This is a genomic window from Proteus sp. FZP2095 (assembly GCF_023701425.1).
GTDB lineage: Bacteria > Pseudomonadota > Gammaproteobacteria > Enterobacterales > Enterobacteriaceae > Proteus > Proteus cibarius.
This window is the reverse complement of record NZ_JAMQBJ010000003.1, coordinates 368934-382531: the sequence shown is the minus strand read 5'-3', so window position 1 is coordinate 382531 and position 13598 is coordinate 368934. Positions and strand designations below refer to the sequence as shown.

At 36.7% G+C, this 13598-nt stretch carries 12 protein-coding genes; 6 read left to right on the top strand and 6 right to left on the bottom strand.

Annotation, left to right across the window (positions count from 1 at the left end; translation table 11 throughout):
• The first annotated feature begins 376 nt into the window (after positions 1-376).
• The 4 genes from potA to potD all read left to right on the top strand — a co-directional run bounded on the left by potA (position 377) and on the right by potD (position 4267).
• Positions 377-1492 (top strand): spermidine/putrescine ABC transporter ATP-binding protein PotA, encoded by a 1116-nt coding sequence (potA, locus tag NBG71_RS14575; RefSeq protein WP_075673056.1) that lies wholly within the window; start codon positions 377-379, stop codon positions 1490-1492.
• Complete coding sequence (gene potB / locus NBG71_RS14570; protein WP_250916965.1) at positions 1476-2336, top strand: spermidine/putrescine ABC transporter permease PotB; 861 nt, start codon at positions 1476-1478, stop codon at positions 2334-2336. The genes potA and potB overlap by 17 nt, the downstream gene beginning before the upstream one ends.
• Positions 2333-3112: a spermidine/putrescine ABC transporter permease PotC gene (gene potC, locus NBG71_RS14565; RefSeq protein WP_075673055.1), complete on the top strand. Its 780-nt coding sequence runs from the start codon at positions 2333-2335 to the stop codon at positions 3110-3112. The genes potB and potC overlap by 4 nt, the downstream gene beginning before the upstream one ends.
• Positions 3113-3223: 111 nt before the next feature.
• Entirely contained in the window at positions 3224-4267 is a 1044-nt protein-coding gene (gene potD / locus NBG71_RS14560; protein ID WP_250916964.1) for a spermidine/putrescine ABC transporter substrate-binding protein PotD, read from the top strand.
• 136 nt (positions 4268-4403) lie between these two features.
• Here the strand turns inward: potD and NBG71_RS14555 are convergent, their stop codons facing one another.
• The 6 genes from NBG71_RS14555 to NBG71_RS14530 form a co-directional block, all read right to left on the bottom strand.
• On the bottom strand, positions 4404-4715 hold the full coding sequence (locus NBG71_RS14555; protein ID WP_075673053.1) for a helix-turn-helix domain-containing protein: 312 nt from the start codon (positions 4713-4715) through the stop codon (positions 4404-4406).
• Positions 4716-4740: 25 nt separating this feature from the next.
• Positions 4741-5814, bottom strand: a complete 1074-nt coding sequence (locus tag NBG71_RS14550) for a fimbrial protein (protein WP_075673052.1) — start codon at positions 5812-5814, stop codon at positions 4741-4743.
• Positions 5814-6332: a fimbrial protein gene (locus NBG71_RS14545; RefSeq protein ID WP_075673051.1), complete on the bottom strand. Its 519-nt coding sequence runs from the start codon at positions 6330-6332 to the stop codon at positions 5814-5816. Before NBG71_RS14545 ends, NBG71_RS14550 begins: the two co-directional genes overlap by 1 nt.
• Positions 6332-8851 carry a fimbria/pilus outer membrane usher protein gene (locus tag NBG71_RS14540; RefSeq protein WP_250916963.1) on the bottom strand — a complete coding sequence of 840 codons (2520 nt, stop codon included), beginning with the start codon at positions 8849-8851 and terminating at the stop codon, positions 6332-6334. Before NBG71_RS14540 ends, NBG71_RS14545 begins: the two co-directional genes overlap by 1 nt.
• Before the next feature lie 36 nt (positions 8852-8887).
• A complete protein-coding gene (locus tag NBG71_RS14535) occupies positions 8888-9568 on the bottom strand; it encodes a fimbrial biogenesis chaperone (protein WP_075673049.1) in 681 nt (226 codons plus the stop codon).
• Positions 9569-9664: 96 nt separating this feature from the next.
• Positions 9665-10225 carry a fimbrial protein gene (locus tag NBG71_RS14530; protein WP_075673048.1) on the bottom strand — a complete coding sequence of 187 codons (561 nt, stop codon included), beginning with the start codon at positions 10223-10225 and terminating at the stop codon, positions 9665-9667.
• 877 nt (positions 10226-11102) lie between these two features.
• Here NBG71_RS14530 and yddG point away from each other — a divergent pair.
• Both yddG and NBG71_RS14520 read left to right on the top strand, forming a co-directional pair.
• Entirely contained in the window at positions 11103-12017 is a 915-nt protein-coding gene (gene yddG / locus NBG71_RS14525; RefSeq protein ID WP_250916962.1) for an aromatic amino acid DMT transporter YddG, read from the top strand.
• 263 nt (positions 12018-12280) lie between these two features.
• Positions 12281-13555, top strand: a complete 1275-nt coding sequence (locus NBG71_RS14520; protein ID WP_075674388.1) for a bifunctional O-acetylhomoserine aminocarboxypropyltransferase/cysteine synthase — start codon at positions 12281-12283, stop codon at positions 13553-13555.
• Positions 13556-13598 lie beyond the last annotated feature (43 nt).

Here is a 13598-nt window from a genome sequence, read left to right as displayed (position 1 = left end):
AATAAACGTGATAATAAGTTTGTATAGGAAAATAAGGCGATTAGATAACTTCTGAGAGAAAATTTATTTAATCATAAACTTAAGTGATTTTTGTGATTTATATAAATTAATAGCATTTTGATTTTACTGTATTTTTAGCATAAACCCTAAAGAGCATAGTTTATGATGAAAAACTTAAATATGAATAGTTTTTCATTGTTTATGCGCCTTTTTGCTTTCAATTTCACGCCACTGCGTTTATCATTTTCCGCTTGTACTATACATACGGCGTCGCTGGTTTTGGGCTTCTGTGGAGCATAATGCTCCGGCAGCTCACACAGTCTTTTCCAGTGGCGGTTCTATCTGCATTATTCTTCGGGATAGAGTATTACCTTAAATGACTGAGAAAACATCTCTGATACCAGTTGTCGAATTAAAATCCTTAAGTAAAGGTTTCGACGGAAAACAAATTATTTCCCGCCTCGATCTCACTATCAACCATGGCGAGTTTTTAACCATCCTCGGTCCCTCGGGCTGTGGTAAGACGACGGTTTTGCGTTTAATTGCGGGTTTAGAAGACGTTGACGATGGGCAAATTATCCTTGATGGGCAAGATATTACGGATATTCCAGCGGAACAACGTTTTGTAAATACGGTTTTTCAAAGTTACGCGCTTTTCCCACATATGACTGTTTTTGAAAACGTCGCATTTGGTCTTCGTATGCAGAAAACACCTGCTGATGAGATTAACATCCGCGTTGAAGAAGCTTTGCGTATGGTGCAACTTGAAGATTTCGCACAACGTCGCCCTGCACATCTTTCTGGTGGGCAACAACAACGTGTCGCGATTGCGCGTGCTGTGGTGAATAAACCAAAGGTCTTATTGCTTGATGAATCATTATCTGCACTGGATTACAAATTACGTAAACAGATGCAAAATGAATTAAAAGCCTTACAACGTAAATTAGGGATCACCTTTATTTTCGTGACTCATGACCAAGAAGAGGCGCTGACGATGTCAGACCGGATCGTGGTGATGCGTGAAGGACGTATTGAGCAAGATGGTACTCCGCGTGAAATTTATGAAGAGCCAACAAATCTGTTTGTTGCGCAATTTATAGGTGAAATTAATATTTTTGATGCTCGCGTTCTTCATCGTATTGATGAAACGCGTATCCGTGCTGATGTTGAAGGCCATGAATGTGATATTTATACCACATTACCTGTGACACAAAACCAGCAACTCAAAGTATTGCTTCGACCTGAAGATCTCCGTGTTGAAGAAATTCACGATCTCGAAAACCTTCCAGGGCTAATTGGTTATGTTCGTGAACGTAACTATAAAGGCATGACGCTAGATTCCGTTGTTGAAATGGAAAATGGCAAGGTGGTGATGGTCAGTGAGTTCTTTAATGAAGATGATCCAGATGTTGATCACTCGTTAGACCAAAAAATCGCAGTAACTTGGGTTGAAAGCTGGGAGGTCGTGCTGGCAGATGAAGAAAACACGTAAACTATTTCAAAACATCGTAATTACCGGTGTTGTGGGTTGGTTGATGGTGTTCGTCTTCTTGCCGAATATCATGATCATTGCGACCAGTTTTTTAACGCGTGATGATGCCAATCTTGTCGAGATGGTCTTTACACTCGATAACTATTATCGCTTATTTGATCCTATGTATGCAGAAGTATTACTGCATTCTATTAATATGGCGGTGGTCGCAACGTTAGCTTGTTTATTATTAGGTTATCCCTTTGCATATTTCCTTGCAAAAATGCCTAAAAAAATACAGCCACTGATGTTGTTTTTATTGATTGTACCCTTTTGGACAAACTCGCTTATTCGTATTTATGGATTAAAGATATTCCTAAGTACCAAAGGTTATTTTAACGAATTCCTGTTGTGGATTGGACTTATTGATAAACCACTCAGAATTATTTATACCCCAGAAGCGGTTGTACTGGGGCTGGTTTATATTTTATTACCTTTTATGGTATTACCGTTATATTCCAGCATTGAAAAGTTAGACAAACCTTGTTTAGAAGCGGCGCGTGATCTAGGTGCTAATAAATTTCAGACCTTTATTCGTATCATTATTCCATTAACAATGCCGGGGATTATTGCGGGTTGTTTACTCGTAATGCTACCTGCTATGGGCTTATTCTTTGTTGCTGATCTAATGGGTGGCGCGAAAAATTTATTAATTGGTAACATAATTAAGAGCCAATTCTTAAATATTCGTGACTGGCCTTTCGGTGCAGCCACCAGTATTTGCTTAACATTAGTGATGGGATTAATGCTGTTTGTGTATTACCGAGCTGTGAAGTTACTGCATAAGAAGGTAGAAATAGAATGATAGGACGGTTATTGCGTGGTGGATTTATGTCCATTATTTACGCGTATCTTTATATCCCGATCATCATTCTGATAGTTAACTCTTTTAACTCATCACGTTTCGGGATTAATTGGAAAGGATTTACCACAGATTGGTACACCATTTTATTTAATAATGACAGTCTGCTTCAAGCAGCTGGACATTCATTAACAATGGCGGTCACTTCTGCAACGTTTGCGACATTAATTGGCTCATTAGCGGCAGTTGCTCTTTATCGCTACCGTTTTCGTGGTAAAAAATTTGTCGGTGGTATGCTGTTTGTTGTGATGATGTCGCCAGATATTGTTATGGCGATTTCGTTGCTTGTACTGTTTATGATCCTAGGTGTTTCATTAGGATTTTGGTCGCTTCTATTTTCACATATTACATTTTGCCTACCTTTTGTTGTGGTCACAGTGTATTCACGATTAAGTGGATTTGATGTGAAAATGTTGGAAGCGGCGAAAGACTTAGGGGCAGGTGAATTTACTATTTTACGTAAAATCATTATGCCTCTGGCGATGCCAGCAGTAGCTTCAGGTTGGTTATTAAGCTTTACGTTATCTATGGACGACGTTGTAGTTTCCTCTTTTGTGACGGGCCCAAGCTATGAAATTTTACCACTGAAAATTTACTCAATGGTAAAAGTCGGGGTTTCACCGGAAGTGAATGCGCTTGCAACCATCCTTTTAGGTCTATCATTAATATTAGTATTAATTAGTCAGTTGATTTTGAAAGACAGAACTGGCAAAGCGTAATCATGTATTAGTGCGAGTTTCTCGCACTTTTGGGGTCTTAAAGACCAATCTGTTGGAGGTAGGCTCGCTGCCTATTTGATATTAACGCATCAACCACTGAAGGAAACATAAATGAAAAAGTGGTCCTCAGTACTTGCTGCCAGCGTAATGGCATTAAGTATCGGCACAGCATCGGCTGATGATGGTAAGACATTATATTTCTACAACTGGACGGAGTATGTGCCGCCTGGTTTGCTTGAACAGTTTACGAAAGAAACTGGGATTAAGGTGATTTACTCCACCTATGAATCCAACGAAAGCATGTATACCAAGTTAAAGACCTACAAAGAGGGTGCTTATGACTTGGTGGTTCCTTCCACTTATTTTATTTCTAAAATGAGCCATGAAGGAATGCTACAAAAAATCGATAAATCAAAATTAACGCATTTTGATAATCTCGATCCTAGTTTATTACATAAGTCATTCGACCCAAAAAATGATTATTCCATCCCTTATATTTGGGGTGCGACCGCTATTGGTATTAATAGTGATGAAGTTGATGTCAGTAGCATTACTTCATGGGCAGATTTATGGAAACCTGAATATAAAGATAGCCTGCTATTAACCGATGATGCCCGTGAAGTTTTCCAGATGGCATTATTAAAATTAGGCTATTCAGGTAATACAACCGATCCTAAAGAGATTGAAGAAGCTTATAAAGAGCTACAAAAGCTGATGCCAAACGTATTAGCCTTCAATTCAGATAACCCCGCTAACCCTTATATGCAAGGGGAAGTTAATTTAGGGATGATTTGGAATGGCTCGGCATTTATTGCTCGCGATGCGGGTGCTCCTATTGAAATGGTGTGGCCAAAAGAAGGGGGCATATTCTGGATGGATAGCTTAGCTATTCCTGCCAATGCCAAGAATGTTGAAGGTGCTCATAAACTTATCGACTTCTTATTACGCCCAGAAATAGCAGCCAAAGTTGCGGAGAATATTGGTTATCCGACACCAAACCTAGCTGCACAAAAATTACTGCCAAATGTGATCACTAAAGATAATTCTCTTTATCCAACAGAAGAAATTATCAACAAAGGTGAATGGCAAAATGATGTTGGTGATGCGACCGTGTTATATGAAAGTTATTACCAGAAACTAAAAGCGGGTCGTTAATAAATTTCATGTTTTATGCTAAAGCCACCTTTAAGGTGGCTTTTTTATAACAGAAGAGAATACATTTTTTATTTAATTAAAAATAAAGAGAAGTAAAAGAGAGTCGGTGATAAGGAAAAGTGTAAATAGACTACGCTTAATTAAAATCATTCTTAATACAACTTTCGGCAATTAACCGATTATTTTTTTCTTGAGTTTTTCTTCGTTGTTCAATACTTGTAGTATGATTACTTTGTAAGAAATAGCTAATATGAACATCAAATTTCTCAGAGATACGATAAATTAACTCGATACTGATTCTATTTGTTCCGCGTTCATAACGAGAAAGCTGTTGCTGGCTTATCTCTAATCTTTTAGCAAATACAGTTCCCGAACATTTTAATTTTTTTCGTAAATGGCGTATTCGCTGGCCTATACGAAAATTAATGGTTTTGCTGTTATCTATCATTTATCAGCCTTAAAAATTCAAATCATTATTGATAAGAAAAAGTCAGACTGGCTAACCCGTTTGCTTTTCCAGGTTTTAGTGTTCCAGTCGTGATATACCGAGTTGACAGGTTTAATGTGTAGTTTTCGTTATTAGATGTTGTTATATGAAGTAAGCGTTGGTTAGGTTGTCCTGTAGCACTAATGTCAGGCCCATAAGTTACTGGAGTCGGGTTATCATTAAAGAAAAATTGAATACCAATACCTGATGCATCTGAATCTGATGTTAATGTAAGAACATCCGTATTATTAGAATAAGTAGATTGATCGGTCATGCTGGCATACAAGTGAACATTAGTATCACAAGTTACTGAAATGGGTTTTGTTTGTGTTTTTGAGGTTGAGCCGATAGCACTCATATCTCTCATTGAGATATCACCTAATTCATAAGTAAGATTTTTGGTATTTACGGTGCAACCACGAGCTTTAATGGTGATTGTTACAGGATTTATTGCGACAAGTGATGTGTTATTTCCTTTATGCCCTCCGCCATATTCAGACCAAGTATTGGCAATTACGGTGTAAGGAATATTATAAACACCCGTTTCTAAGTGTTCGTCAGTAACAACAAAGACAACTTTTGCTTTTAATGAAACACGGTCTACACCTTTATTTACGGTAGAGCCTACAGCTGGATAAATAATAGTTGCACTAGAGCCAGTGCCGACATCAATAGGGACATAAGAAACATTGTCATTGTTATCTTTTAAACCAAAGGCGTAACCAATACCTTTTACACCAGCTAGCGAATAAACCGGATATCGATTACTCCCTTCGTAATAATAGATCCCACTTATTTTTGAACCCAGTGCATTAGCATAGAGCGTTTCAACCCAGCATTTTTGTAGAAATTTATTCTCACATTTAAAGCCGTTATGAACAGATGTCTCTCCAATCCATGTTGACGTGATGGGGGTACCAGCGGGTGTTCCGTCTGCTGCACCATCAAAATTCATCGGTACAGGTGATACAATAAGAGGATCTGCCACTGCCCATGCCATCTTTTCAGGAGTAAACACTAAAAAAACCAGTAATGATAAGAAAGAAAGGGAATATTTCATTATTGGTACTCCAGTAAAAAGGTTGTAGTCGCATTAGCTTGCCCTGAACTGACAGGCAAATGTGTTGCGATGTATCGGGCGTAGAATTGCAAGGTATTATCTTGATTAGGCAATAACAGGTAAGGTTGGCTTTTTTCATTGATGGCAATAGGTGTGCCTGACTTATCCATAAGTGCAATAGCAACGCCTTGAGCACCATCCTTATTAACTGCAAGTAATGTATTATCAGATGCAGAAGGTGTTCCTTTAAAGCTGACTTTTACGCCGCTGGCTTCGGGTTGGCAATCTACCAACTTAATACTAAAAGGGATAATAGGTGTACGTTGTTGAGCAATTGTCGTTGAAGTGAAATCTTTAGTCGCGATATCACCTAGTTTTACTGTAATTGTTTTTGAGTTGGTTTCTACCGTGCAAGTGTTGCCAGTTACTCGAGCATTAATTTGAACTAAAGTGTCATAAGTATTGCCTTTACTTATAGAAAGCATCAATAAAGCCAAAATAAGCATTAATCTGCGCATTATTGGCACTCCTGTGTCATTTTTACAAAGGGCTCATTAAGTTGCTCAAGAGGTAGTTGATAGCGCACTTGGCAATGTTTGGACGATCCATTGCCCCAACGAACATCTAATAGGCCTGAGAGTGGTACACCAGAGAGGTAGAGCAAACCATCATCGCCCACAATACCGGAGAGATTATTTAGCTTATCGGTGGCAATTGCACCGAAAGGTAAAGGTCGTCCTTGTTGCCTTAATGTCAGTAATAAGCGATATCCTGTTTTGGCGTCAAAGTTAACTTTAATAACAGCACCTTGAGTAGGGATAACCTGCTGAATGTTTTGCTCAATTTCAACATTATCAGGGAGGGCGGTGGTATCAAGAGCAACTTTGTTTTGGCGATAAGCTGTGGCATAGGGAATGACCGCGAATCCACGCCAATCGGTATAAATCCCCGTTGCATTATCAATAGGTACATCTGCTGTTTTGCCAGCATCGACTAAAATAGTATTTGAACTTAATGGCTGACTTAATGTGATCCCTTCACTATGTAACAACATACCACCTGCAAGGCTATAATTGAGTTGTTGAGCATCTTGATGGTAGTTATAACCAGCATTGAGATTGCCATATCGGCTTTGATATCCAAGGGATGCACTTCCTGTATAACTGCCACCTTGATTGCTATATCCCTGTTGGACACTGTAATTTAATGTATTGTCGTCGAGTAAAGTGCCTGCAACACCTGCATTATGAGCAGAATAGCCGTTATTATTATGGCTGTAGTTATAAGTGAGATAGGCACTATTGACGGGTTGATAACCGGAAGGCATAAGAAGTTGTAACGGAATAGAAATTCCAAGAGAGAGAGTTTGAGCTCGTTCTCCACTATTCATCATGCGGTTATAACTATAAATAATGTTGTAAGAAAGTCCTTTGATATTGCCGTTATAACCCGTTTGTATTAATACATTTTTCTCATTTGTTCCCCAATAGTTTTGCCAGTGTGTTGTCATAAAAACAGAGCCATAATCGGCAAGTTGTTGTGACAAATTGATCTGGAGACTGCCTTTTTTATGATTACGCAGATCAAAATAACGTGAAGGTGTTTGTTGATTATCCTCATAGAGATAACCAGACATACGCGTGTTGAGCGTCTCTTCTAATGTGTAAAATCCAGCAGTAGAGTAGCGATAGCCTAATAATTGAAAATTAGTGCCAAATTGGTTAAGTGATTTTGCGTAGAGAAAACGTAAAGAGTAGCCCTCAGATATCGAATCATCAGGTAGTCTGCTATGAGCAAAAGTGATATCCGTTGATAATGCGCCCAAGGTGCCCATATTTTTACCGGCCCCAAGTGCATAAGATTGATAATCTGCTGTAACTAAAGCTCCACTATATACTGTTGTGTCATAAGGCAATCCATAAATTAGGTGACCTTGTAAAAAGCGTGGCTTTTTATTTTGGTTATTTTGGCGAATTTCACCTGCTTGAATAACAAATTGTTTTTGACCTTCCCGCTGTAAAATGGGTACCGCAGAATACGGTACGACATAATCATGTTTTCCGCCGTCATTTTCTTCAACAGAAACATAGAGATCTCCGCTATTTGATGTTGGATAGAGATCCTTAATTTCAAATGCTCCAGGAGCGACAAAGGTTTGGTAAATAATATAGCCATTTTGTCTTATAACGACTTTGGCATTACTATTTGCTATTCCTCTAACAATAGGAGCAAAACCTCTTTGACTATCAGGTAACATGGTGTCATCGCTTTCTAAGGAAATTCCTCGGAAATTAATGCTGTCAAAAAGTGTTGATGACGTATAACTGTCGCCAATTTGTAATTGGCTTTTTAGCGATACAATATTGCGTTGAAGATAAGTATTGATGTGGTTCCACTGGTTTTTTCCATTTGATGAATTCCAAGTGGAATAATCTCTTAATCGCCAAGCACCAATATTGATCCCACTACGTAGATTTAGATAGTAACTATTATTATGGGAGTTTCCCCAACTATTGGCTCCACTAAAGGTATAATTTAATATTCCCGCAGTAATACCGTTATCCCATTTCTCTGGTGGAATATAACCACGAGCTTTAAGATCTAAAGCGGCTTGAGGAATTTGAATTTTTAATGCTTGCTTCTCAATATCATAATTAACAATAGAGTCAGGAATAATGTCTTCAATATTAATACATTGATTATCTAAGGCATTTTCAATTTTAGAAAATATTTTAGTATTAATGGCTAATGATTGATAAAAAGATTTATTTAAACAAGGGATTACATTTTTATCTTGGCTAATAAAACGGATGTTTTCTGTTCTCAGATATTCATGATTAAAAATAATATCAAGAGGATAATCCCCTGGTTTGATACTATTTCCGGCTTCAAAATAGCTTAAATCAGCGACAGAATCGGGAGAGTCAGCCAAAAATGCAGGATTAAATCGGTTTGCACCGTGTGCTAAAAATGGCAAAGCCATTGATATAGTAATAGCACCAGAAAAGAAAAAATAAACTGTATTTTTATTAATCATGTTTTTTGACCAAAAAGCTTGGAGCCGATGTAATCATTAATGAGAAATTTCTTTTTTTAATACAGCTGTCTGTGCGCCATAATCATTGATTGTTTGGAATGAAATTAGCTTCGCATTACTCTTTATTTTTCCTAACATTAATTGAGATAACGGATTGATCATGATGCTTGCTGGAAGTTGATTATCCACTACTGCTAAATTCACCATAGTTATATGATAAGGTGTTGGATTATTCGCAATAAGCTCACCATTTTGGTAAGAAAAAGAAATCTCATTTGCAAATTTTTCATTATATGCAGGTAAATTTCCTGGACGATAGAAAAGCTTTATTCGGCTCTGTATTGCGATTTGTAGTGTATTTTCCTTAGCAAGTTCATCTTGTAATGAAGGGATCACTTTTACATTCATCCAAAATAAACTTTCTCTATCTTCAGGTAATGGTGCTCCGGTATACATAATTCTTAATGCATTTTCTTTATTGGCATCAAGAATATATAAAGGAGGTGTTACTATAAAATCATTATTTTTAATTCCTTGATTATCAGAAACCCATGATTGAATTAAAAAGCTATTTTCTTTATCTGAGTTAGTAATAACAAGATTGGTTTGTTTAATATTCGAGTTATAAATAATACGTGTGGCACCTAATGAAACACCATTAGAGTAAGATAATAATGGAAAGAGAAAAATAATAAGGAATGTAAGTATTTTTTTCATAATAGAAATACATTAGATAATGAATATAGGACAATTATTTTTTGATAAAAATATGCCGTCCTTGGCAATAAGATATCAATCAAAAATGATTAGCAATTAAGAGTAAGTAACCATAAAGTTTGTGGTAACGTTTGCGCTACCTGCCTTAACAGTATCATCAGTTGAAACTAGAGATGCGTTATAATTTAATTGGTTTTCGCCCTCAATTAACTTTTGAGTCGTTGATGGTTGCCCTGGAATAACATTTTTACTGCTTGAGTCAGTAATTTTTAATGCTACATTTGTAGCCGCACCACTACCTTGTAATGCAAATGCATTTGCATCGCCATCAGAAGCAGTGCCATTAAAAGTAATTGCCGCTAATGTTGAAACTGTAATATCGCAGTTATTTAATTTAATACTAAAAGGAATACGACCTGTTTCGTCACCTTTTTTGGTAAATTCGGCAACGCGGAATTGACCTAAACGAACAGTTTGATTTGCTGAGCTACTATCAACACCACAGGCTGCATTTACAACAGAACCTTCAAAGTTAACAGTACCGCCATTGACTGTTACTTCTGTTGGTGCAGGAGTACCAGTATCTTCTGCAAATGCAGGTGCTGCAATAACTGCCATTGCAGAAGTAATAATTGCAGATAATAATAACTTTTTCATTAATTGTTCCTATTTTTTAAATATATATCTAACCGTTAACTTAATAAATTAAGCTAACAGTTAACTCTATTTATTTCCTATTCTTAGATAGAGAATAAAAGGGGATAAATTATTTTTAGACGTGTAACGTAAGACTATTTATATATATTTAACAGAGCGCTGATTACCGCAATTATCGTAAAAACGATAAAACAGTCATATTCACACCTAAGTCAAATTTTCAAAAATTATAGATGTGCTAAAAAAAATAGAGAAATCGTTTTAAACGATCGTTTTTAGCTTGTTTTATAGGTGGTATCTATTGATGTCGTGATAACTATCGGTAATAGTTAGTGTTAAAAAGTGGATAAATATATTACTTTATCTAATGATTTTTATGTTTTATTGTATCGTGTTGATATTTATCATTTTTTTACTTTTTGTTTTTACTCTGTTATTTGACTCTAATAGAGAACATCTTAAAAAGATGATGTAAATATACTTATAAGATGATGTTTCATAAAATATATTTCATAGTGAAACTATTTATAGAATGATACAAAAAATAACACTTTTTGTGTTCAAAAAAGACAATATTGTCTGTTTCTTTATTCAAATATAAATTTTAAATTTATATTTTATAAAAAAAGTAGAAATATTATTTATTCATTTTAAGTTGAAATTAAAAGACATATTTTAAAAATATAAAATTGATGATACTTTTTTCACTACCTATGGGAGTAGATCAATGTGTTTTCTGCTTGATATTAATTGTAACAAAATGTTTCACCATTCAATTTTTTCTTTATTATTTTTGCATAAAAGTGATTAAAGCAATTATGCTGGTTTTATTTTAATATCGGTTCTAATGATAAAATCTTAAATCTGAAGGCACAAAATGATATCTAGCTCATCAAAAGGGACGTTATATGGCATTGTTGCTATTCTTCTTTGGAGCACCATTGTTGGCTTAATTCGTAATATTAGTGAGTATTTTGGTGCTGTAGGAGGTGCTGCACTGATTTATAGCACAGGCACACTCTTTCTTATTTTGATCTTAGGAGTACCTAAGTTATCACGCTTTCCTAAACGCTATCTCTTCTGGGGTGGGCTATTATTTGTTACTTATGAAGTATGCTTATCTCTGGCTTTAGGATTTGCAACAGACAGAACACAAGCCATAGAGCTAGGAATGGTTAACTATTTATGGCCTAGTTTTACGTTAGCCCTTGCTGTAATACTTAATAAGCAACGATTCTCTATTTTACTGATTGTCGGATTATTATGTGCATTTAGTGGATTAGTCTGGGTTGTTAGTGGTGATAATCCGCTAACAATTGACGGTTTATGGAAGAATATTCAAAGTAATCCATTAAGCTATATATTGGCATTTTCAGGTGCCATTTTATGGGCGTTTTATAGTAATTTAACGCGCCTTATGTCTGGCGGGAATAACGGTATTGTGCCTTTCTTCTTATTAACGTCACTTGCCTTGTGGGGGCAATACCTATTCTCCGCGCCAGTAGAGTGGATCGTTAATACAAAAAGTATCACGCTATTGTTAATAACTGGTGCCGCTATTGGGCTTGCAAATGCTGCTTGGACAATCGGTATGATCAGGGGCAATGTGACCTTATTAGCCACACTTTCTTATTTCACTCCCGTTATTTCTACTGCATTCTCATCAATATTGTTGTCTACCGCACTCTCTTTCTCATTTTGGCAAGGGGTAATGATGGTGACAGGGGGCTCTTTAATTTGCTGGTTAGCAACTCGTCAAAAAACGATAAAACCACTTAAAATGGCAAAATAATGCAAAATAGAGGGTTATTAAGTTAAATATTGATGTAAATAGAGATCATTGGCTTAATAAGCTCTATTTAAAAAAGAAGCATTTGTGCAAGTTGAAATTTTTTCACTATGCGGTGAGAGGAATATCGGCTTATCTATACTCATCATATTTCAATTTGTAGCTTTACTGATTAGTGACTTATTCACTTGCTGTCTAGCCACATCTCGAATTATTTAGAGTATAAGTAATACTATAAGAACAAATGCAACAAAAAAGGAATTGCTATGAAACTTGAGACACTCTCTGTTCACGCGGGTTATTCACCTGATCCAACTACAAAAGCCGTTGCTGTACCTATTTATCAAACAACATCTTATGCATTTGATGATACGCAGCATGGTGCGGATCTCTTTGACTTAAAAGTGCCCGGTAATATTTATACCCGCATAATGAATCCAACCAATGACGTATTAGAAAAACGTGTTGCAGCATTAGAGGGCGGAATTGCGGCAGTTGCCGTAGCATCGGGCATGGCTGCTATCACTTATGCAATTCAAACTATTGCACAAGTGGGGGATAATATTGTTTCTGTCGCTAAGCTTTATGGCGGTACTTATAACTTAATGGCGCACACATTTCCTCGTATTGGTATTGAGGCACGCTTTGCTCCTCATGATGATATTGCCGCTCTTGAAGCGTTAATTGACGATAAAACAAAAGCGGTATTTTGTGAAACCATCACAAATCCAAGTGGAAATATTGTCGATATCCAAGCATTGGCCGATGTCGCTCATCGTCATGGCGTACCTTTAATTGTTGATAATACGGTTGCCACACCTTATTTATGTCGCCCTTTTGAACATGGTGCGGATATTATTATTCACTCTTTAACCAAATATATTGGTGGTCACGGTAATTCTATCGGAGGCATTGTTGTTGATTCCGGTAAATTCCCTTGGGCTGAGCATAAAGATCGTTTTGAGATTTTAAATACACCAGATGTTTCTTATCACGGGGTAAATTATGTCGAGCACTTTGGCGCAGCGGCTTATATAGCAAGATGTCGTGTTGCGCCTTTGCGTGGAACTGGTGCGGCTCTATCACCTTTTAATGCATTCTTGATCCTACAAGGGTTAGAAACGCTGGCACTACGTATGGATCGCCACACTGAAAATGCACAGAAAGTAGCAGAATATTTGCAAAACCATCCTCAAGTTGCATGGGTTAAATATGCAGGTTTAAGCAATCACCCTGAGCATGATTTAGCGGTACGTTATATGTCAGGTAAACCAGCCGGTATTCTCTCTTTTGGTATTAAAGGGGGCGCAGAAGCTGGAGCAAAATTTATTGATGCACTGCAACTCATTGTTCGCCTTGTGAATATTGGTGATGCAAAATCATTAGCATGTCATCCAGCTTCAACCACTCATCGTCAATTAAATGATGAAGAATTAGAACGCGCAGGTGTTTCACGAGATTTAATTCGTTTATCTATTGGTATTGAACATATCGACGATATTCTTGCAGATTTAGAACAAGCATTAAAAGCCAGCATTTAATTACAGTTATCAATTATCAATTTAAAACCTTCTTTATTTAAAG